Origin of the sequence: Paraglaciecola arctica, from assembly GCF_018861065.1 — a bacterium.
Classification (GTDB): domain Bacteria; phylum Pseudomonadota; class Gammaproteobacteria; order Enterobacterales; family Alteromonadaceae; genus Paraglaciecola; species Paraglaciecola arctica_B.
In genome coordinates this window covers 12,290-34,087 of record NZ_JAHKQO010000019.1, presented here as the reverse complement: position 1 = coordinate 34,087, position 21,798 = coordinate 12,290, and the positions used below count along the sequence as shown (strand labels likewise).

At 41.3% G+C, this 21,798-nt stretch carries 23 protein-coding genes and 1 other annotated feature; of the genes, 19 read left to right on the top strand and 4 right to left on the bottom strand.

Going from position 1 to position 21,798, the window contains the following annotated elements:
* Positions 1 to 161 precede the first annotated feature (161 nt).
* The 6 genes from tsaA (at position 162) to KO534_RS07590 (ending at position 5,686) form a co-directional block, all read left to right on the top strand.
* Positions 162 to 863, top strand: a complete 702-nt coding sequence (gene tsaA, locus KO534_RS07615) for a tRNA (N6-threonylcarbamoyladenosine(37)-N6)-methyltransferase TrmO (RefSeq protein WP_215929052.1) — start codon at positions 162 to 164, stop codon at positions 861 to 863.
* A gap of 89 nt (positions 864 to 952) precedes the next feature.
* Positions 953 to 2,668 (top strand): proline--tRNA ligase, encoded by a 1,716-nt coding sequence (locus KO534_RS07610; protein ID WP_215929051.1) that lies wholly within the window; start codon positions 953 to 955, stop codon positions 2,666 to 2,668.
* A 172-nt stretch (positions 2,669 to 2,840) separates the two neighbouring features.
* Positions 2,841 to 3,680, top strand: a complete 840-nt coding sequence (locus tag KO534_RS07605; protein WP_215929050.1) for an MBL fold metallo-hydrolase — start codon at positions 2,841 to 2,843, stop codon at positions 3,678 to 3,680.
* A gap of 11 nt (positions 3,681 to 3,691) precedes the next feature.
* Positions 3,692 to 4,822, top strand: coding sequence for a patatin-like phospholipase family protein (locus tag KO534_RS07600; RefSeq protein ID WP_215929049.1), 1,131 nt, complete (start codon positions 3,692 to 3,694; stop codon positions 4,820 to 4,822).
* Positions 4,823 to 5,039: 217 nt separating this feature from the next.
* The gene (locus tag KO534_RS07595; RefSeq protein WP_215929047.1) at positions 5,040 to 5,393 is read left to right on the top strand and encodes a DUF1428 domain-containing protein; all 354 of its coding nucleotides are present in this window, start codon (positions 5,040 to 5,042) and stop codon (positions 5,391 to 5,393) included.
* A 5-nt stretch (positions 5,394 to 5,398) separates the two neighbouring features.
* On the top strand, positions 5,399 to 5,686 hold the full coding sequence (locus KO534_RS07590; RefSeq protein ID WP_215929045.1) for a hypothetical protein: 288 nt from the start codon (positions 5,399 to 5,401) through the stop codon (positions 5,684 to 5,686).
* 119 nt (positions 5,687 to 5,805) lie between these two features.
* Here KO534_RS07590 and KO534_RS07585 read toward each other — a convergent pair whose 3' ends face one another.
* Positions 5,806 to 7,194: a diguanylate cyclase gene (locus tag KO534_RS07585; RefSeq protein ID WP_215929043.1), complete on the bottom strand. Its 1,389-nt coding sequence runs from the start codon at positions 7,192 to 7,194 to the stop codon at positions 5,806 to 5,808.
* Positions 7,195 to 7,505: 311 nt separating this feature from the next.
* Between KO534_RS07585 and KO534_RS07580 the strand changes: the two genes are divergently transcribed.
* Both KO534_RS07580 and KO534_RS07575 read left to right on the top strand, forming a co-directional pair.
* Positions 7,506 to 8,555, top strand: coding sequence for a serine hydrolase domain-containing protein (locus tag KO534_RS07580; RefSeq protein ID WP_215929041.1), 1,050 nt, complete (start codon positions 7,506 to 7,508; stop codon positions 8,553 to 8,555).
* Positions 8,548 to 9,078, top strand: coding sequence for a cupin domain-containing protein (locus tag KO534_RS07575; protein WP_215929039.1), 531 nt, complete (start codon positions 8,548 to 8,550; stop codon positions 9,076 to 9,078). Before KO534_RS07580 ends, KO534_RS07575 begins: the two co-directional genes overlap by 8 nt.
* Positions 9,079 to 9,124: 46 nt before the next feature.
* On the opposite strand, the gene KO534_RS07570 is transcribed toward KO534_RS07575, so the two are convergent.
* Positions 9,125 to 10,042, bottom strand: coding sequence for a hypothetical protein (locus tag KO534_RS07570; protein WP_215929037.1), 918 nt, complete (start codon positions 10,040 to 10,042; stop codon positions 9,125 to 9,127).
* A 127-nt stretch (positions 10,043 to 10,169) separates the two neighbouring features.
* Positions 10,170 to 10,487 carry a hypothetical protein gene (locus tag KO534_RS07565; protein ID WP_215929035.1) on the bottom strand — a complete coding sequence of 106 codons (318 nt, stop codon included), beginning with the start codon at positions 10,485 to 10,487 and terminating at the stop codon, positions 10,170 to 10,172.
* 228 nt (positions 10,488 to 10,715) lie between these two features.
* Positions 10,716 to 10,828, top strand: a sequence feature (His leader region).
* A gap of 80 nt (positions 10,829 to 10,908) precedes the next feature.
* Between KO534_RS07565 and hisG the strand changes: the two genes are divergently transcribed.
* From hisG to KO534_RS07515, 10 genes are all read left to right on the top strand, one after another.
* Positions 10,909 to 11,808, top strand: coding sequence for an ATP phosphoribosyltransferase (hisG, locus tag KO534_RS07560; RefSeq protein WP_215929033.1), 900 nt, complete (start codon positions 10,909 to 10,911; stop codon positions 11,806 to 11,808).
* Positions 11,809 to 11,845: 37 nt separating this feature from the next.
* A complete protein-coding gene (gene hisD, locus KO534_RS07555) occupies positions 11,846 to 13,168 on the top strand; it encodes a histidinol dehydrogenase (protein WP_215929031.1) in 1,323 nt (440 codons plus the stop codon).
* Positions 13,165 to 14,262, top strand: a complete 1,098-nt coding sequence (gene hisC / locus KO534_RS07550; protein ID WP_215929029.1) for a histidinol-phosphate transaminase — start codon at positions 13,165 to 13,167, stop codon at positions 14,260 to 14,262. Before hisD ends, hisC begins: the two co-directional genes overlap by 4 nt.
* The gene (gene hisB, locus KO534_RS07545; RefSeq protein WP_215929026.1) at positions 14,259 to 15,329 is read left to right on the top strand and encodes a bifunctional histidinol-phosphatase/imidazoleglycerol-phosphate dehydratase HisB; all 1,071 of its coding nucleotides are present in this window, start codon (positions 14,259 to 14,261) and stop codon (positions 15,327 to 15,329) included. Before hisC ends, hisB begins: the two co-directional genes overlap by 4 nt.
* A 2-nt stretch (positions 15,330 to 15,331) precedes the next feature.
* Positions 15,332 to 15,937 carry an imidazole glycerol phosphate synthase subunit HisH gene (gene hisH, locus KO534_RS07540; RefSeq protein WP_215929024.1) on the top strand — a complete coding sequence of 202 codons (606 nt, stop codon included), beginning with the start codon at positions 15,332 to 15,334 and terminating at the stop codon, positions 15,935 to 15,937.
* Between the two features lie 47 nt (positions 15,938 to 15,984).
* Complete coding sequence (hisA, locus tag KO534_RS07535) at positions 15,985 to 16,725, top strand: 1-(5-phosphoribosyl)-5-[(5-phosphoribosylamino)methylideneamino]imidazole-4-carboxamide isomerase (RefSeq protein WP_215929022.1); 741 nt, start codon at positions 15,985 to 15,987, stop codon at positions 16,723 to 16,725.
* Positions 16,726 to 16,781: 56 nt separating this feature from the next.
* Positions 16,782 to 17,780 (top strand): branched-chain amino acid aminotransferase, encoded by a 999-nt coding sequence (locus KO534_RS07530; RefSeq protein WP_215929020.1) that lies wholly within the window; start codon positions 16,782 to 16,784, stop codon positions 17,778 to 17,780.
* Positions 17,781 to 17,787: 7 nt separating this feature from the next.
* The gene (hisF, locus tag KO534_RS07525; protein ID WP_215929018.1) at positions 17,788 to 18,561 is read left to right on the top strand and encodes an imidazole glycerol phosphate synthase subunit HisF; all 774 of its coding nucleotides are present in this window, start codon (positions 17,788 to 17,790) and stop codon (positions 18,559 to 18,561) included.
* A 56-nt stretch (positions 18,562 to 18,617) separates the two neighbouring features.
* Entirely contained in the window at positions 18,618 to 19,238 is a 621-nt protein-coding gene (gene hisIE / locus KO534_RS07520; RefSeq protein ID WP_215929015.1) for a bifunctional phosphoribosyl-AMP cyclohydrolase/phosphoribosyl-ATP diphosphatase HisIE, read from the top strand.
* A gap of 99 nt (positions 19,239 to 19,337) precedes the next feature.
* The gene (locus KO534_RS07515) at positions 19,338 to 20,081 is read left to right on the top strand and encodes a hypothetical protein (protein WP_215929013.1); all 744 of its coding nucleotides are present in this window, start codon (positions 19,338 to 19,340) and stop codon (positions 20,079 to 20,081) included.
* A gap of 127 nt (positions 20,082 to 20,208) precedes the next feature.
* Here the strand turns inward: KO534_RS07515 and KO534_RS07510 are convergent, their stop codons facing one another.
* A complete protein-coding gene (locus KO534_RS07510) occupies positions 20,209 to 20,817 on the bottom strand; it encodes a glutathione S-transferase family protein (RefSeq protein ID WP_215929011.1) in 609 nt (202 codons plus the stop codon).
* Between the two features lie 91 nt (positions 20,818 to 20,908).
* Here KO534_RS07510 and KO534_RS07505 point away from each other — a divergent pair, with 91 nt between their 5' ends.
* The gene (locus KO534_RS07505; RefSeq protein WP_215929009.1) at positions 20,909 to 21,643 is read left to right on the top strand and encodes a helix-turn-helix transcriptional regulator; all 735 of its coding nucleotides are present in this window, start codon (positions 20,909 to 20,911) and stop codon (positions 21,641 to 21,643) included.
* Positions 21,644 to 21,798 lie beyond the last annotated feature (155 nt).

Genomic DNA, 21,798 nt, shown 5'->3' with positions numbered 1-21,798 from the left:
ACCCTTTTAATCAGAATACCTGCATGGTATCCAATGAGATAGAAGAATGCTATTAGGCACTTATGCTTGTTTAAGTTAGGATATATTTATTGAATAAACACTAAGTTTCGGCAACCATACAACATACTCAACTCCACTTTTCTGCGCAGTACCCGTCCTTTATGAGCATCAACATTCACCCTATTGGTAACATTCAAACTCCCTATAAAGAGAAATTTGCGATACCCAGGCAACCTGGTCTGGCAAAAAGTGCAATTGGCGAGATAACCTTTTCTAAAGAATTTAATGATCCTAATTACCTTCGGGGCATAGAACAATTCAGCCATGTTTGGTTATTATTTCATTTTCACCAAACCGCTGAAAAAGGTCACTCCCCCTTAGTTCGTCCTCCCCGTTTAGGTGGCAACCAAAAACAAGGTGTATTTGCCACACGTAGTACCTTTAGACCTAATAGTATTGGCATGTCTGTGGTTGAATTTGCAGAGGTAAGTTATAAAAACAAACAACTTGTACTCGCTGTCCAAGGTGTTGATTTATTAGATGGCACGCCTATTTTGGACATAAAACCCTATGTGCCCTACGCCGATAGCCAACCACAAGCATTAGGCGGTATCGCGCAACATGAACCGGAATTGATGACTGTCATTTTTAGTAAACAAGCTAGAGAACAACTCGACCAACTGACTTCCCGCTACCCTAGATTAAAGTCACTTATTTCGGAGGTGCTCAGCCAAGATCCTCGCCCTGCGTATCATCAAAATTCTCATTCCGATAAATCTTACGGTATGACTTTATACGACCTCAACATTCAATGGCGTGTTATTAATCAACAAAATGTTGTAGATACGATTCAAAAAATTTAATTTCAAGCCCATTACAATCATGGCTTTAGTCATAATTGCTGTTAGAATAAGCGCCGTTTTTTACTTCAAACCCAGAGATTTTATCGTTCATGCGTACTAGCCAATATTTATTGTCCACACAAAAAGAAACCCCTGCCGACGCAGAAGTCATTAGCCACCAGTTAATGTTACGTGCAGGTATGGTCAGAAAGTTAGCGGCCGGTTTATATACTTGGCTACCTACTGGTTTGCGTGTTTTAAATAAAGTAGCCGAGATAGTGCGTGACGAAATGAATAAAGCGGGCTCAATTGAAATATTAATGCCTGTAGTTCAACCTGCCGATTTGTGGCAAGAATCAGGGCGATGGGAAGAATATGGTCCCGAATTACTGCGCATAAAAGACCGTCAATCTCGAGATTTTGTTTTAGGCCCGACCCATGAGGAAGTAATCACCTCGCTTGTCAAAAACGAAGTGACTAGTTATAAACAGCTGCCGCTTAACTTGTATCAGGTGCAAACTAAATTCAGGGACGAAATACGCCCTAGATTTGGCATTATGCGAAGTCGTGAATTCACTATGAAAGACGCGTATTCATTTCATATTGACCAAAGCTGTTTGGAATCAACCTATCAAAATATGTATCAAGCCTACTGCAATATTTTTGAACGTATTGGTTTAGATTACCGAGCGGTGATAGCCGATAACGGTTCGATTGGTGGCAGTGCATCCCATGAGTTTCATGTGCTTGCCGAATCAGGCGAAGATGATATTGCTTTTAGTAACGACTCTGATTACGCCGCAAATATTGAAATGGCAAGTGCTTTGGCTCCGACAGGAGAGCGCCCTGAAGGTAAGCAAAATCTAGAAAAAGTCGCTACTCCAGAGCAAAAGACTATTGAAGAGGTATCGGCTTTCTTAAATATACCTGCAGAACAATCAGTTAAAACACTGATTGTTTTGGCCGAGCCAGATGAAAAAGGCCATCAAGGTTTAGTTGCTTTAGTATTGCGTGGTGATCACCAATTAAACGAAGTTAAAGCAGAAAAACTTGACGGCGTTTATGCTCCATTGACTATGGCTAGCGAGCAACAAATTCAAGATACCTTAAATTGTACAATTGGCTCTCTTGGGCCGGTAGGTATTACTATTCCAGTTATTGCGGATAGAGATGCTGCGCAGTTAGCCGACTTTGTTTGTGGCGCCAACATAGAAGGTGTTCACTTTACTGGTGTGAATTGGGCAAGAGATGCTGGTGAGTATCAAATAGCGGATATTCGTGACGCTATAGCAGGTGATCTCTCGCCAGATGGTAAAGGCACCTTAGAAATAAAACGCGGCATTGAAGTAGGCCATATTTTCCAACTTGGAGATAAATACTCACAAGCAATGAACTGTGGCGTGTTAGACGAAAACGGCAAAAACAAAATACTTAGTATGGGTTGTTATGGCATAGGTGTTTCGCGAATTGTCGCAGCAGCGATTGAACAAAATCATGATAAATACGGAATTATTTGGCCAGAAGCAATCGCTCCTTTTAAAGTTGCACTTATTCCAATGAACATGCACAAATCGCATCGTGTTAAAGAAGTGGCCGAAGCTTTGTATACACAATTGCTAGACGCTGGTGTCGAAGTCTTATTCGATGACAGAAAAGAACGTCCTGGTGTGATGTTTAACGATATGGAATTAGTAGGTATACCACACACCATTGTAATAGGTGAGCGTAACCTAGATGAGTCAAAAGTAGAGTACAAAAATCGTCGCAGTGGTGAAAAGCAATTAATTGAAATTGCACAGTGTGCGGAGTTTGCTGCTAACATTTAACAGCCTGATTGTTTTTTAAGAAAGCGCCTTTATGGCGCTTTTTCATTATATAAAACAGACTCTTAGAAACTTACATACATACCATTGCTAATAAGTTTATACTTAATCCAAAATAGCTTTAGTGGTAATCTTTCAACTCATGGACGTAATTAGTTTAGAAATGAGTACATAAATGCAAGTGACCTTCTTTGGAGTACGTGGCTCCTGCCCTGCTCCTGGCCCAGAATTTGTAAAATATGGTGGAAATACTGCATGTGTGCATGTTTGTTTAGATGACGGCACTGATTTTATATTGGATGCTGGTACTGGCATAAAAAACCTTGGCCAAAAGCTAGTCAAACAAAACAACGACATTCATCTCTTATTGACGCATAACCACTGGGATCATATTCAGGGCTTTCCATTTTTTGCCCCTATCTATCAAGCAAACCGCAATATTTTCATTACCCCAGGGCAAATTACCTTTGACGCAAATGATGCCATTTTGGAGCAAATGAGTGGCAGCTATTTCCCTGTAGATTACAAAACATTACCCTCAAATATACAGATAGTTCCGCAACCCAAGAATGTCAATAGCTGGAAAATTGGCAACGCTAAAATTAGTCGTTTGGCCATGAATCATCCTGGAAGTGGTAGTTCATTTTGCATAGAAGCCGATGATAAAAAAGTAGCCTATATTACTGACAATGAGTTATACCCTCCGTACAAAAAGAATACCGACTTTTTAGACTGGGTAGAATTTAGCCGTGACGCAGATCTTATCATCCATGATTCTCAATATTTAATTTCAGATATGCCCGCTAAATCAGGTTGGGGACATTCTGTAGCCGAAGAAGCGGTAAAATTAGCTATGGGCAGTCGTGCCAAACGTATGGCATTGTATAGCCACGACCACATTCGTACTGATGATCAAATTGCCGAAATAGAGAAACACTGCCAAGAAATCATTGAGATTGGCGGAGCAGATTTGGAACTATTTGCTGCCGCCGAAGGGTTAAGCTTTAAATTATAGGAAGCCATTTTTTGTCAGAACGTAACCAATACGCGTTATTATTATCAGGGGGTGGGGCTCGGGCCGCATACCAGTTAGGCGTACTTAAAGCCATCGCCACTTTTTTGCCCCGTAACCAAGGTATACCTTTCCCTATAGTGTGCGGTAATTCAGCCGGAGCCATCAATGCAACAGGTCTAGCCTGCTATGCTTCATGCTACCATTTGGGACTTAGAAAATTAGAATGGGTATGGAAAAATTTTAATACTCGTCAAGTATACGACAGCGGCATTCGTGACGTCTTTAAACACTTAGCTGGGAATTTTTTAAGTAGTTTTCAATCCGAACAACATCAAAAAAATCCATCTAGTTTGTTAAATAATCAACCATTGAGACGGTTAATTAGAAGTCGCTTAGATTTTCAGAGAATTGATACCAATATTGCAAGTGGTCATTTGCGTGCAATCACCGTAAATGCGTCTAGCTACACTAGTCATGATTCGATTAGTTTTTACCAAGGGCAAAGTGATATCGAACCTTGGCAACGAGAGCAACGACGCGGTATACCTTGCACTTTAAATTCAGAACACTTGATTGCATCTTCCGCTATTCCTATGCTGTTTCCACCGGTAAAAATGTCAGGAGAGTTTCTGGGGGATGGCTCGGTACACCAACTCTCTCCACTTAGTCCTCCGATTCATCTCGGGGCCAAAAAAATACTTATCATAGGTGTAGAACAACCAGAAAAAACCTCTCGATTTGTAGATATGAACCGCTTTCCTAGTAGTATTGCCATAGCGGGTCATCTTCTCGATACAATATTTGCTGACACATTAAAATCTGATCTCGAACGCCTAACGCGTATTAATGAAACCATCGCGCATATGACCTACAAACAACAGCAGCAAACCCAGTTAAAAACCATAGACACCTTAGCTATCAACCCTACGGTTAACTTTAACGAAATGGCTGCCAAACATTTTCATCGCATGCCTTCAGGGATAAAAATGCTACTCAGAATGATGGGGTTACACGATAAAGCTGATTCTAGTTTGTTAAGTTACCTATTATTTGAAAAAGAATTTTGTCGTGAATTAATTGATTTAGGGGTGCAGGATGGATTGGCTAGACAGGATGAGTTAAGGGGGTTTTTGTCTATATAACCTGAGCTCGGGATAAGAAATGTCGACAACAAAACAATCGAGCCTGTCAGGTTTGGCTGTTCTGATTAAAATAACAAAATCATAATATTGCAGCGATTTGAGAATCCCAAAAATACCCACAATAAAATATGCAAATAAATTAACTAGGGTATACAGTTATATTTTTTATATCAGCTAAAAATAGTCAGTTTTTCAACTCAACGAAAAAGGAACAAACATGTCATATGTAGATTGTTTTGTAGCAGCAGTACCTTCTGAAAACAAGGATAAGTATAGGGAACATGCCAAAATATCGGCCGTGGTATTTAAAGAATATGGCGCACTGCAAATAGTAGAAAACTGGGGCGACGATGTGCCTGACGGTGAGGTCACGTCTTTGCCTTTAGCTGTACAGGCGAAAGAAAACGAGACTGTGGTATTCTCGTGGGTAGTGTGGCCTTCAAAAGAGGTGCGTGATGCTGGCTGGGGGGCAATGATGGAAGATCCTAGAATGTCTGAAGAAAACAACCCCATGCCTTTTGATGGTAAACGGTTAATCTATGGTGGTTTCAATACTATTCTTGAAAGTTAGTCGTTTTGCAAAAATTGGGTATAGACAATTTACAATCCCAAAAACTCAGTGAACTCGAGCTTGAAATTGTAGACATGCAGTCGACTTCTCTAGGGATTGCAGGGAAAAAGTTACGCAAATCAATCGATGAGTATGAAAAAGCAAAGACAAAACTGTTTCCCAAGAACAATCAAACTCGGCTACTTCAAAAAGTAGCAGATAACACCTATGAACTAATGTTACAAAGAGAATTTATTGGATTCATTGATGGAAATTCTGAGTGGGTTAGAAAACACTTTGCGGTACCTCAATAAGCCTTTTCTTTTTCAATTAACTCACATCCAGAGTGCTCTGAGTACTAGTTAAATTTCCTCGACAAACAACAAAGCTTTGTAAAGTCACATCTGAGTGAGATGTACCTGCTTGTAACGTTTTACTTAACATCAGATGCAAATGTCACCCTGTTTTTGCCTTTCGATTTTGAGCTATACAGTGCCCCGTCAGCAATTTTCATATAGCTATCCAGAGGCTCATTTGGATTCGCCTGACGCACACAAACACCAATACTAACGTTAATACTCAACTTGACACCAGTATCGCTGGAAATTGTCATCGCATTAATCGCACTGAGTAAGCGTAGGCATAGTTTTTCAGTACTTTGCAGCTCCGTTGATACCACTGCAAACGCAAACTCCTCTCCCCCCCACCTACAGTAAGCATCGTCTTGACGGAAAAAATCTTTGAGACATGCCCCCAAAGCACTCAGTACTTCGTCACCCAAATCATGGCCATACTTATCATTGACCAACTTAAAGTCGTCAATATCTAATAGACCGACCGCCAATATATGTTCATGACGTTGGCAAAAATGGATTAACCGAGTGGATTGATCAACAAAATAACGCCTATTGGGTATTTGCGTTAATGGGTCAAAATAGGCCAATAAAGCTAACTTTTCGTTAGCTTGCTGCAACTCCCGAGTTCTTTCAGCAACTAGATTTTTTAATTCATCTTTTAAGAGTTTTAAATCTTCGTTACGTTTTGTGAGTTGTTCAAGATGAAACCGGTTTTCAGTAACATCTCGTTCAATAGCGGCGAAATGCGTAACCTCACCATTTCTATCAAAAAGGGGAATGATGTTGATATCCAACCAATAGGGTTGTCCAGTTTTTGAATAATTTAACAAGATTTCGGTAACCGGTTTTTGTTCTTCCAAAGCATCGTGAATTTTCTTACAGGCAACTTTATCCGTTAAGGAGCCTTGTAATATTCGTGGTGTCTCACCTTTTATTTCTTCTTTGCTATAGCCGGTCAGTTTTTCAAATGCCTTATTGACATAAACAATCTTAGGACCTAAAGGTGCTTTCAACTTATCGGATTTGGTCACCACAACTATGTCTTGGGCATTTTCTACGATTTGCTCAAATGAAAAACCCTGATGACTGTCAGTTACATCAATAAAGGTGACAATAACAAAACCAGATTCATTCAAACCGTGTTCGGCATAAGCATTGGCCATTAACCAAGAAATTCGTTCTTTAGAACCATCTATAACGCCTAGCACTTTATTCTGTATCCGGTCGCCGGCTACCACTCGGTTAACTGGATAATCCTTTATATTGAGTCTTTGATATTGGTCATCAATAAAGTGCCACTGACTGTCATAAGAATCCTTTCCAATGATTTGTTCGTAGCTCAACCTGAGTAAATTTAAAGCTTGTGGATTCGCATATACAATAGATGTGTCCCATGTATGGATCACCACACCTATATGTGCACTTTCAAAAAGTTTTAGTGTGTTTAGGTTACTAATTTTTTGCATTTCCCCTCCTACTTGACCTGATGCACTTGAACGTACGTGCATGGCCAAATCAGTAATTGATTAGAAAAACATATTGGGTAACTCGTTCTCACGGTTGAATAAATTTCAGAAAAAACTTTTGTCATTGTTTTAGCATAGATTAACCATGCCAAAGTGCTAATTAACCTCAAATTGCAAATATCTCGCAGCTTACCTGAAGTTCAAAAAACGGAATTTTTACATCTTTAATTATTTTAAATCTCGCATCTGGTAACCTATCAAAAAATTTTGGATGACTATTTGGGATATTCTTCAGCAAGGAATAAGACTGTATGCAGAAAAACCGGACCAAACTAATCTTTAGAGTCATATTGTTGTCTAGTACCTTTATCTCTATGTTTTTCGTTCCTTGGATTTTGGTATGGGCTTGGATACTGCCATTGCCCAATACAGTTCAAGAACAACTAGTTGAAGCTCTAGATCACGACCTCGACGGCATTATTGTTTATGTGGACCAAGCAGGAAAACCAGCAGAATTTTATGCGGCTGGCTGGCATGATCGAAAAAAGGAGATACCGGCCTACCCCCAAGCGATTTTTAAAATTGCAAGTATCACTAAGTTATACGTTGCAGTGGCAACAGCAAAATTAGTCAAAGCCGAACGTTTGTCTTTAGATAAAACCCTGGCAGAATACTTTCCAGAACTTAAAGACAGAATTGAAAACGCTGACAAAATCACCTTAAAAATGATGTTGCAACATCGAAGTGGTATTCCAAATTTCGTAGATCACCCCGATTTCTGGATAAAACCGCCGAAAAACAAACAAGAAACCTTAGATTACGCATTAGACTTACCTGCAGACTTTGAGCCTGATAAAGGTTATGGCTATTCCAATACTAATTATATGTTGATTTCTGACCTCATTGATAAGGTAGTAGGATACCCACATCAGCAATATATCAGACAGGAAATCTTGCAGCCTCTAGGCCTAAAAAACACCTTTGGCTCACTTGATGAATTAAGTGAACAACAAATAGAACAATTAATGAGTGGCTATTATGTTGGAGTTGATAAAGATTTTAAGACTGAAAATACCGGTCTAATGCTTGCCACAGCCGAAGATGTGGGGATATTTTTACGGGCATTAAACGACGGCTCAGTCTTTAATGAAGGAGAACAAGAGATTTATTCCTCAGTATATGTCTACAAACACACCGGTCTATTAGTTGGCTACCAAAGTTTTGCTGAGTACCATAAAGACATCGACACTGTGGTTGTGCAATTTAATAATACAACCGACTTCAATGGATATGAGTGGAATTTGGCCGAAATCATCTATGCACGTATCCTTAAAATATTGAGAAATAATAGCAATGAGTAATCAAAATTTTGCAAGCAACGCTGAATCACTGACCAAAGAACAAGTGATAGCAAAACTAAATTTAGAACATCACTTCGAAGGTGGCTATTTTCGTCAAACCTTTAAAGCCGAACACCGAGATACCGTTGCCACTAATCGAGGCAACCGCACAACCATGACAGCTATCTACTACATGTTGACTGCAGACAACAATATCGATCATTTTCACACTAAGTATTCTGACGGTATCGAATTTTACCATTTGGGAGCCCCCATTACTTACCATATGATTTATCCAAATGGTGAATATAAAAAGGTGGTGGTTGGGCCCGATATTTTAAATGGTCAGCAGTTGCAGCTCGCTGTTCCTGGCGGCACCTATAAAGCTGCCGAACTCACATCAGGATCCTTTGGTTTGGTGAGTGAAGCAGTCGCTCCTGGGTGGGAAATGGAAGACATGATAGAAGTAAGTCAAGACGAATTACTTAGTCAGTTTCCGCAACACAAAACAATCATTGAACGTTTGGCCAATAAAAATCAGTAGCCTCGGTTCAGCAAATCCATGAGTTTACCGGTCCGTCGAATACAAACTAGCGGCTTATTAATGCTGACAGTGGCGCTAATTGTATTTCAGCATGAAATAACACTTGTTGATTTGATAACACACAAGAACAAAATTGCGTCACATTGTCAGAGTTTTGTTTGTCTAGGGAATGTCGCGGGCTAACCAAAATATTTAACACATCATTGCTTTTTAGCTTAGTTAACAACCCTCTATCAATTGATAATTTATGGGACACATAGATCATTGGTTTTTCGACTAGATTATGGCCCTCGGCTTTGGCTCTTTCAAGTAACGCCGACGACACTAAACTTAAGGGGTACATTTCTGGAAAACTAACTTTATCGACAAATTCGTCTATATACTCTGATTGTTCAGCAAAGGCACTCGCCAGAAAATTTTTGGCGTTGCCAACAATCATATATTTACGTTTTAAGAAATATCGCTGTGCGCCAATAAAACTTCTATCTTTGCCATTTATCACCTCACTAAGTTTAGGTAAGGGTTCTACACCTGTTATTAAGTGTTCACTTGAATAACGTTTGTAACCGAGCAAAACCGTCTTTTGGTTGGCTTTAAGAGCAATTCTATTGGTAAAACACTGAATGCCTGATACTTCCGAATACCGACCATCACGCACAACCAATTCAATATTGTCACCGGGTCCAACCGAACCCGCAAAACTCAGTTCATATTGGCTAAAATTAAAAGGTTCCAAATGCCCCTGTAATGAGCCTGCGGATTCAAGGTAATGACGGTAATTTTTAGAGGAACGATTAACCTGATCTTCAACAAAACAACCGAGCTGAAAACCGAGGGCTATTGGCCCTTCAAAAGGATTTGATTGAATATGATGCCAGCGATTTTTATCATGAAAAAGATTAAAGTCATCAGTCGAATTTCTAGCCGCTTCGATATGCATCTGACTAACAATAAACTCCGACATATCGCCCCTCCTTATTCGTTAATCATGGTGTCTGCATTCATCCTGAGGTTAAGTTGCTCTGGAAGCGCTAATTGTGGACCTTATCCTAAGGTACATTATATTCGTAACACAACATGAACATTTCAACCTAAACGTAAATATCTAAATGTTTGGGCCCTTTAGGTTTTTTCTTTTCGTTGTCTTTTTTCAATTCGTTGTCGACACTTTCTTCTTCAGGTTTACCTGACGTCTCTGAATTAGGCACTTGCTCTTGATTTTTTTGGTTATTGCTTTGCTGCTGTTGTTTTTTTCGCGCCTCTTTTTCTTCGTTTTTTAGCTCCTTTTCTTCATCGCTCAAAGCACGCAATTTTTCTTGCTTATCAATTTGCGCTACTTTTTGGCTATCGTGGGCAATAGGTACTTTGCCTTCTCGGGGCAAAATTGAAAATAAAAGGTCACTCGTCATAACGTCTCCTCAAAAGTCAAAAAAGTTAGCAATATTTAGACAGTATTGTTCACAAAACATTCAATCTACTACTTGTAAACTAACATAGTTGATTTAATTGTAAGAAAGCCATCACTTTCGTAGGAAATATTCTTGCATTAATCAGACCGATTGCATAATGTATGCGCCATCGAAGCGCAGTGACTTAGAAGAACCGTAAATTATGAACATTACCTTGAAAGCAGTCGTCCATCATCATATAGCTTAACCTTTCAGGTATTTGCTGGAAGGTCTATTGATTCCTTCTAGCGGCGCAGACTCACTCTAAACCCTCGGAAGGCATCTTTCGGGGGTTTTTCTTTTGGGTCGCCCTTTTTGGTTAAATGCGCCACTGAACAATTGCAAATTAAGTGATAAATTTTAAATAGGATTGGAAATAAACATGAGTGATAACAATAGATTACGAATTGCCGTACAAAAATCGGGACGATTAAGTGACGACAGCATATCTTTATTAAAAGCCATTGGCATAAAATTGCAGATCCGCGATCGGTTATTAATCGCTCATTCAACCAACCAACCCATAGATTTATTATTGGTACGCGATGATGACATCCCAGGATTAGTCATGGACGGTGTGGTTGATTTAGGTTTTATCGGCCAAAATGAGCTGGAAGAAAAAATGCTTGAACGCCAAGCAGCTGGTAAAAAAGCCGAATATGTTGAGCTAAGACGTTTAGATTACGGCGGATGCCGGTTATCTATTGCCGTTCCTAACGAAATGAATTACCGAGGATTAGAGTCGTTACAAGGTAAAAAAGTAGCCACAACTTACCCCTATTTATTGGAACGCTTTTTCAAAGAAAAAAATATCGAAGCCAGTACCGTGATGTTAACGGGCTCTGTTGAAGTCGCCCCTAGAGCAGGTGTTGCTGATGCAATTTGTGATTTGGTATCTACTGGCGCCACGCTAGAAGCGAATGGTCTGCAAGAAGCCGACGAAATATTTGTTTCTAAAGCGGTATTTATCCAACGTGGCGGCGACATGCCAGAGGCGAAACAAGCGCTTATTAGCAAAATGTTACCGCGCATGGATGGTGTGACTCAGGCGAAAGAAAGTAAATACATCATGTTACATGCGCCAAAGGCCTACTTAGAACAAGTTAAGAGTTTACTTCCAGGCTCGGAAAACCCCACAGTTCTGCCTCTTGCTGGAAATGACGATACTGTCGCTATCCACGTAGTTAGTCCTGAAACCCTATTTTGGGAAACCATGGAAAAACTCAAAGCCTTGGGTTGTAGTTCAATTTTGGTGATGCCAATTGAAAAGATGATGTCTTAAGGCAAACGTAACAAATTAGGTAAGAGGCTAAATAGTCATGCAAGTATGGGCAAAACTTAACCCAAATGAACAAGTTGAACTGCTAAGCAGACCAGCGCTTTCTGATAGCCAAGTCCTAAGTGATACGGTTGCAGACATCATTCGGCAAGTTGGCCAGCAAGGCGATAAAGCATTGTTGGCACTTACTGAACGTTTTGATGGTGCTAAATTAGAGTGTTTGCGATTTAGTGATGCATCACTTAACAGTTTCGCCAGCGAACTAAAATCTGAAGTAAAATGGGCTATTGATCAAGCCTACGCCAATATCAAGGATTTCCATCAGGCTCAATACCCCGAGGATGTGGCAGTTGAAACCACTCCTGGCGTGGTTTGTGAGCTTAAACATGCTCCTTTGGCTTCAGTTGGGTTATATATACCCGGTGGAACAGCCCCCTTACCTTCAACTGTATTGATGTTGGGAGCAACGGCTCAAGTTGCGGGTTGTGCTCGAAAAGTACTTTGCACTCCGCCTAATAAAGATGGGCAAATAGCGGTTGAAATTCGTTATGCCGCTAGTTTGTGTGGGATTGACGAAATTTACTTAGTAGGCGGCGCCCAAGCCATTGCAGCTCTTGCATTAGGCACCGAGAGTATTGCTAAAGTTGATAAGATTTTTGGCCCTGGTAATAGTTATGTCACTGAAGCCAAACAGCAGGTCAGTCGTATTCCGGCAGGTCCGGCGATTGATATGCCAGCTGGCCCATCAGAAGTATTAGTAATTGCTGACGCACGGGCTAATCCTGTTTTTGTAGCCGCTGATTTATTATCACAAGCGGAGCATGGTACAGACTCGCAAGCAGTGTTGGTATCAAACAGTTCCGATTTGATCCAAGCCGTTCAACAGCAAGTGGCTTTGCAGTTAAATACATTAAGTCGCAAAGCCATTGCTGAACAGGCGGTTAAGCACAGTCGTTATATTTTGACAGAAAACCTAGAACAAGCCTTTGAAGTCAGTAATGCCTATGCACCAGAACACCTTATTGTACAAATTGAAAATGCCCGTGACAGCTTAGATAAATTAACCAATGCCGGTTCGATATTTGTGGGTCAATGGTCACCAGAGTCCGCTGGCGACTATGCCAGTGGCACTAATCACGTATTGCCTACTTATGGCTACGCTCGGAATTATTCTAGCTTAGGGTTAGCCGATTTTATGCGACGTTACACAGTACAAGAACTGAGTTATCAAGGCTTACAGAATATCGGCAATGCCATTATGGATTTAGCGGATGCTGAGGGGCTAGATGCCCATAGGCAAGCTGTGAAATTGCGATTGGAAACCGAACAGTTAGAGAATGATGGGCTAAGTAAAAACCTATGAGCAATTTAATCGAAAAATTAGTTTGTGAAAATTTAAAGGCTTTAAAACCTTACGAATCGGCAAGACGTATTTTTGCGGGTGGTGACAGCGACAGTGAAACTTGGTTAAACGCCAATGAGTCGCCTTTTGCCAATGACTTTACAGTCAACAATGCCCATTTCAATCGATACCCTGATTGCCAACCTCCAAGTGTATTATTGCCCTACGCAGAATATGCTGGCGTGCAAGTTGATGAGTTATTGATTAGCCGCGGTGCCGACGAAGGCATTGAGTTACTTATTCGTACATTTTGCACGCCAGGTAAAGACAGCATATTAATCTGCCCACCTACGTATGGCATGTATGCCATCAGTGCTGAAACCTGCAATGTGGGAATCGAAAAAGCGCCTTTAAATGCCGACTTTTCTTTAGATATACCTGCAATTTGTGCCTACCAAGGGAAGGTGAACTTAGTGTTTATTTGTTCACCCAATAACCCTACAGGTACGTCCATAGGCAAAGCCCAGTTAAAACAAGTGCTAGAACACTTTGCAGACTCTGCCTTAGTAGTAGTTGACGAAGCTTATATTGAATTCGATGCGAACAATACTTGGGCAACTGAACTCACTGCCTACCCTAACTTGGTCATTTTACGTACTTTATCTAAAGCCTTTGCCTTAGCAGGATTGCGCTGCGGTTTTACCTTAGCCAACAGCGAAGTGATTCAAAGCATCATGAAAGTAATTGCGCCCTACCCTGTGCCAGAGCCGGTAGCGCAAATAGCAGCTCAGGCCTTGAGTCCAAACGGACGCAAACAAATGACCGAACAAGTCGAATATTTGCAACAACAAAAACAATGGGTGAAACAGCAGTTAAGTCAATTTCCCGAGTTGCAACTAGTAGGTGACGATAAAGCCAACTTCATATTGTTCCGGCATCCACAAAAACAACCTTTAATGGATTACCTAGTAGCAAACGCGGTACTTATTCGTGACCAGTCTAAACAAATAAATTTAGATAATTGCCTACGTATTACTCTTGGCACTCAACAACAAAATGAAAAATTGCTAGCGTTAATGGCCAGCTTTTTTACACAGCAGGAAAAATCAGCATGAGCCAGCAAGCTATTCTTTTTATTGATCGTGACGGTACTTTAGTAGAAGAGCCAGCCATCGACAAACAACTCGATACCCTCGAAAAACTGGTCTTTGAACCACAAGTTGTGCCTGTGTTGCTTAAACTGCAACAAAATGGCTTTCGTTTAGTCATGGTGTCTAACCAAGATGGGTTAGGTACCGACAGTTTCCCCAAAGCAGATTTTGACTTACCCCATAATAAAATGATGGATATTTTTTCAAGCCAAGGAGTTGTCTTTGAAGAAGTGTTAATTTGCCCACATTTTGAAAGCGACAACTGTAGCTGCCGTAAACCTAAACTCGGTTTAGTTAAAGAGTATTTACAACAAGGCAAAGTCGATTTTACGCGCTCTTTTGTGATCGGTGATCGAGACACCGATATGCAGCTTGCTGAAAACATGGGCATAGTAGGTATTAAATACAACCGCGACAGCAATAACTGGCAAGCCATTGAAAAACAATTGTTAGCCTCTTCACGCATTGCGACTGTGGTACGTAAAACCTCAGAAACCAATATCAATGTAACTGTTGATTTAGATTCAAGTGCTAAGTCGACTATAGAAACGGGCCTTGGTTTCTTTGATCACATGCTAGATCAAATAGCGACACACGGAGGATTTGAACTCAACCTAAGCGTAGATGGTGATTTACACATAGATGATCATCACAGTGTTGAAGATACCGCATTAGCATTAGGTGAAGCGATCAAGAAAGCCTTAGGCGACAAACGTGGAATTGGCCGCTTTGGTTTTGCCTTACCCATGGATGAATGCCGTGCGGAATGTATTATGGATATTTCTAACCGCCCTCATTTGAAGTTTGAAGCTGAATTTAGTCGCGATCAAGTGGGCGAAATGGCAACTGAAATGGTGCCACATTTTTTCTATTCGATCGCCCAATCCATGGGATTGTCATTGCACCTTTCCACCACTGAGGGTAACGCCCACCACCAGGTAGAAAGTTTGTTTAAAGTATTTGGTCGCGCGCTGCGTCAAGCTATTCATAAACAAGGCGAAGCAATGCCAAGCAGTAAAGGAGCCTTGTAAACATGGCTGCTCAACAAATTGTGATAGTGAATACTGGCTGTGCAAATATTTCTTCGGTTAAATTTGCTGTTGAACGTTTAGGAATACCAGTGGCAGTCAGTGATGACTTAAACACCATCAAAAAAGCCGACAAGGTATTTTTACCCGGTGTAGGCAGTGCTAATGCAGCCATGGATAGTATTCACAAAAAACAACTAGTGAGTTGCATTCAGGAGCTGACTCAACCTGTACTAGGCATTTGTTTAGGTATGCAGTTGATGGTTGAAAAATCCGCTGAAAGTTTAAATGACAGCACGCCTTGTTTAGGACTGATCCCCGGGCAAGTGAAACGTATGCAAGTGGACGAATTACGTCTACCTCATATGGGATGGAATACGGTCACCCCTATTGGTGATGCCCCTTTGTTCAAAGGTATTGATTCTGGTAGTTACTTCTATTTTGTACACAGTTTTGCTGTGGCACTTTCAGAATTTACTATGGCCAGTTGTCAATACGCTATGGACTTTTCTGCTGGTATCCACAAAGACAATTTTTTTGGTGTGCAATTTCACCCCGAGCGTTCAAGTGATGCTGGTTCACAACTATTGAAAAACTTTATCGATTTGTAAAAGTCATCGTTATAAAAAGTGATATTAAGAAGGTTACAAGACAACATATGATCATCCCAGCCATAGATTTAATAGAAGGTTCAGTTGTTCGTTTATACCAAGGCGACTACCAACAAAAAACTGAATACAAACTCGATCCTATCGATGTAGTGCACAGTTATGCAGACCAAGGCGCTCAGTGGTTGCATATAGTCGATTTAACGGGTGCTAAAGATACCAACAAGCGTCAGCTTGAACTCATAAGTAAGATGGTAGCCACCGGCCGTATGCAATTCCAAGCCGGGGGCGGGATCCGCAGTGAAAAAGACGTTGCGCAGCTCTTAGAAATTGGCGTCAAACGAGTGGTGATAGGTTCATTAGCGGTTAAAGAGCCCGAGTTAGTAAAAAGCTGGATCATAAAATACGGTGCAGACGCCATAGTGTTAGCGCTGGACATCAACATCGATGAATCAGGCAACAAATTTATTGCCACCCACGGCTGGCAGGAAAACTCTGGCGTGTCGATTGAAGCTTTGCTTAAAGACTTTTTATCCGTAGGCGCAAAACATGTGCTTTGCACCGACATCAGCCGTGACGGGACTTTGCAAGGGGCGAATCATCAACTTTACACCGAGATGACTCAGCAATTTCCTACTGTGGGTTGGCAAGCCTCTGGAGGCATTGGTAATCTTGACGATATTGCAGTGCTCAAACCTACTAAGGTCAGTGGCGTCATTTTAGGCCGCGCCTTGTTAGAAGGTAAGTTCACGGTTAAACAAGCGATTGAATGCTGGAATTCAGATAATTAGTAACACCGGCAAAGCGCAATCAACATATTTAAAACATAACAGATTAGGAAATTATAATGGCGGCTTTTGGTACAGTGTTTATGCCTCATATGGCATTCACTAGCTTTGAAAATAATCAGTGGAACGAGGCAGCAATAGTTGCATCCGATAGCATTCAATTGCACCCTGGTGCCCATGTCTTACATTATTCCAGTACCTGCTTTGAAGGATTAAAAGCCTTTAAACATGCTGACGGCAGCATCCATGTTTTCCGAATGGATCAAAACCTGAAACGTTTTGATCAAAGTAGTCGTTTGTTATCTTTACCTGATATCGATCAAGCCCAAGTCTCGAAAATGATTCTTGATATAGTGGCTCAATACAGCGCCGATATCCCTGAACCTCCAGGCTCTATGTACATTCGCCCTACTCATATAGGCACTGAAGCGGCCATTGGTAAAGCGGCTGCACCTAGTGAAAGTTCGATGTTATATGTTTTAATATCTCCAGTAGGTGACTACTTTGCTGGCGGTTCGAAACCTCTTAGGGTATTACTCGACGAAACAGGTATGCGCTGCGCCCCACATATGGGCATGATCAAAAGTGGTGGTAACTATGCCAGTGCACTCGGTCCAATATTAGCCGCGAAACGCGACGTACAAGCCGACCAAATATTGTTTTGCCCTAATGGCGACGTACAAGAAACGGGTGCGGCAAATTTCTTGTTGATAGACGGAAACGAAATCATCACTAAAGCACTAGATTCTAGCTTTTTACACGGTGTAACACGCAGCTCCATTTTGACCCTAGCGGCAGATATGGGTATGAAAGTGACTGAAACCCAATTGTCGGTTGAGGAATTATTAAAAAGATCCGCTAAACCTAATGTTGAAGCTGCTCTTTCGGGAACTGCAGCAGTCCTCACCTCAGTAGGTACGCTTATTCACAACGGAACCGAGCATTCAGTTGGGAGTGGCGAACATGGCCCCACAACTCAAAAGTTACGCCAAGCATTGAATGATATTCAATGGGGCAAAGCACCCGACACCCACAATTGGTTAACAGAAGTTAAATAAGGTTGTTATGTTAGCAAGACGTATAATTCCCTGCCTAGACGTAAAAGACGGAAAAGTAGTCAAGGGTGTAAAGTTTCGTAATCACGAAATCATAGGCGACATAGTACCCTTGGCACAACAATATGCTGAGCAAGGCGCTGACGAATTGGTATTCTACGATATCACTGCGTCAAGCGACCAACGAGTCGTTGATAAAAGTTGGGTAACCCGTATTGCACAGGTTATTGATATTCCATTTTGCGTGGCAGGTGGCATTAAAACCGTTGCAGACGCGGGCAAAATATTAGAAATGGGCGCTGATAAAATATCGGTTAATTCGCCTGCTTTGGCAGACCCAGAGTTAATCACGCGATTGCACGATACCTTCGGACAGCAATGTGTTGTTGTAGGTATAGACAGTTTCTACAATGAAGAAACCGGTCAATATCAGGTACATCAATACACGGGTGACGAAACCCGTACCCAAGTCACCGCTTGGCAAACCGCTGATTGGGTGAAGGAAGTGCAACAACGAGGGGCCGGTGAAATTGTACTTAATTGTATGAACCAAGACGGGGTGCGCAAGGGTTACGACATCGAACAATTGTTTGCCATCCGCCAAAGCTGCGCTGTGCCTTTAATTGCCTCAGGTGGTGCCGGTGAAAGTGTACACTTTAAAAACGTATTCGAACAAGCCGATGTAGATGGCGCGTTAGCAGCGTCGGTCTTTCATAAAGGCATTATTCCGATACCAGAATTAAAGGCGTATTTACGCCAGCAGAATATAGCAATTAGAGATTAAGTGCAGCTGCGAGTGGCGAGCTTGGAGCTCGTAGCTAAAACATATTAGAGATTAAAATGATTATTACTAAAGAAAATGTAACAAAGCTGGCATGGGAAAAAATGGATAACCTTATGCCATGCGTAGTGCAAAACGCAGTCAATGGTAAAGTATTGATGCAGGGCTTTATGGACCAAGCGGCTTTAGACAAAACCTTAGAAACCGGCTTAGTCACGTTTTTTAGTCGCTCAAAACAGCGCCTATGGACTAAAGGTGAAGTGTCTGGCAATAGTCTTAATTTAGTAGACATTACTAGTGATTGTGACAATGACTCACTTTTAGCACTAGTTAACCCAGTTGGTCCCACTTGTCACAAAGGTACAGAAACCTGTTGGGCAGACAGTCAAGCTGCGGACGTTAGTTTTATCGCTGAATTAGAAAGTGTGATTGCCTCACGTAAAGGTGCCGATCCCGATTCTAGTTACACCGCTCATCTATATAGCAAAGGCATTAAACGTATTGCCCAAAAAGTGGGTGAAGAAGGAGTTGAAACTGCTCTGGCTGCGACTGTAAAAGATTTAGAAGAGTTAAAAAATGAATCCGCAGATTTGTTATACCACCTACTGGTTTTGCTACAAGCCAGTGATTTAAATTTGTCCGATGTGATCGAAGTATTGAAGCAGCGCCATAGCAAATAATTGTTTGATAAGCCGACCCCTTACTAAAGATTGCCAGTTGAGTGCGGCTGTGTTTGTTGCCGCACTCAGCGCCTGAGATAGAAAAAGGAAATCCCTGCAATGTTATTTCGCCGTGTCAAAAATCACATCCAAAAAGAAAACTGGTTAGCAGTATTGATTGATTTTTTGATAGTTGTTGTTGCGGTATTTGTGGGTATGCAGCTATCCAATTGGAGTACAACCCAAAACAGTCGAGCTGATTTTTCTCAGGCGCTTGAGTTACTCGAGAAAGAAATAGAAATTAACCACCTTGCCGTTGCCAAAGTAGATAAACAAGCTGCGCAATCTTTGCAAATTGTAGGTGATGCTTTAGATATACTACTGTCATGTTCAGACAGCGATGCGAATCGTGTGTTGGTCAATCAAGGCATCAATGCACTAAGAAACACCTACGGTATTTATTTACGTCGCCACGCACTACAACAACTCACATCCAATCCGCAATTGATTACTCATCAAACCGAACAACAACGTCAACGTTTCACCGACATGTTGATTCGATTTGATTTAACTAAAGTGAACAGCGACTTAGCAGAAGATCATCCCCTGAATAAACGCTTCGAAGACAATCCACTGCTCAGTGTTGGCCCACGTCTATCGCTCTCTACTCAAGACCGCGGCGAGGATACTCCACATATAAGAAATATTAAACTTAACGCTCCTATTGATGTGGCTTGTAAAGATAATTCACTAATAAAAGCCTTTGTCACTTGGGAACGTTGGCAAGGCAACTTACTACCTATGATGGCGCAAATCCGCAGTGAACTCCATGCAACCCAAACCTTGTTAAAAGCGCGTAATTAAACTTTTAGCGCACCGAAAAAGCTAACAATATTGTGGCACAAATAAAAAACTAAGCCTCCCGTTTCTCATTCAAATTACGCCCTAACCACACAAGTTTCCCTTTTCAATGCGCGGTGCTAGAAGTAGACTAGTTTTGTCCCACAATATCGATGAAGGTTTGGTGAGTTTCTAAATAGGCGGGTCTTTGGCGTAGCCGGCCCACATAGGCTGCGACTTTGGGTGACGCTTCAAGTATTCCAAACATGACTGACGAGTCTAGTAATCCACCAAATACAATATCGGCGGCAGTAAATTGTTCCCCAAGTGCCCAGCCGGTTATAGGGGTCATTGTTTCAATGGTGGCAATGACGCGAGTCAGATCGCCCCACCCTGCCGTTGTTGGGTTTGGGTGGTTCATGTCTGACGCTGCAAGAGTTAGTGCAGGTTCAATCGTATTTCCTGCAATAAACAAATACCTATAATAGCTTGCTCGATGAGCAGAGTTTATTGCTGGCGCAAGGTGTTTCTCTGGGTACTTATCCGCGAGATACGCACAAATTGCCGCCACTTCTGTAACAACGGTTTCACCATCCACTAAGGTTGGCAATTTCCCCATCGGATTGATATCTCGCAATTGTTGTAATTCCGCAGTATTGGATGTCAAGTCGATAGTAATTTGTTGGTGTTCAATACCAAGCTCCTTAAGCATCCAATCTGTAGTGACTGCCCTGCTCATTGGATTGTAATAGTGCTTCATGGTTTGTTGTTCCTTGTAAATAGCTGCAGCGAATAGTGTTGACGCTGCAAATTATATGGATAAATATGCCATGTAATGGCATATTAAAATCATGTTGAAAACAAACTTTAAAAATCGCTCAGAAAGACGTAACCGCCTTATCGGTTTGTTACGTTCTGAGGAATATTGGAAAACCTCAGATTTACGAGAGCATTTGAACATTAGCCAGCGCACCTTAATGCGTGAACTTGCAGAGCTTAAAGATGCAGGGTACCCAATTGAATCCGATAGAGGCCGAGGTGGGGGTATCCGTTTAAATGGTCGCTGGGGTATTGAACGTTTAGTGCTAAGTCACAAAGAGGTAGTAGAACTGATACTTTCGTTGGCTATTATGGAATCGCTACATTTGCCTCTGCTGACTGGCAACCTTAACATCATCAGGCAGAAACTATTTCAAACATTCCCAGAAAATCAACGCGCTATAGTCAGTGGAATTCGTAAACGCATCTTGATAAGTAAACACACCAACGCCTCTAAAGTTCCCGAGTTAACCGAGCCTATTCTGGAGATTTCGGAAAACATATCTGAGGCTTTTTTTAGGCAACAGTGTGTAGAAATCAATTACCGCTCTGAAGCGGGAGTGCGCACTTCACGAAAAATAGAAGCTCACTATATAATGCTAAGTTGGCCTACCTGGTATTTAATAGCGTGGGATCATCTTCGAGAATCATCTCGAATATTTCGTATAGATAGAATCGAAAGTGCCAACCTCACCAATTCAAGTTTCAAACTTCGACCAGAACTGATCCAAAACGACAGTTACGCTCCGTATTACACCTCTATTTAACCTGAGCTCGGATTAAGACGTGCCGCTTCCTCTAAAGTAAATATAATAAAAACAACGGGTTATAATCTTATTACTTATTTAGCCGCCAATTTAATGCAACCAGTGCTGATATTATTGTGTTTATCAAGGCGAGATTGTGAAGCAATAGCCAGCTA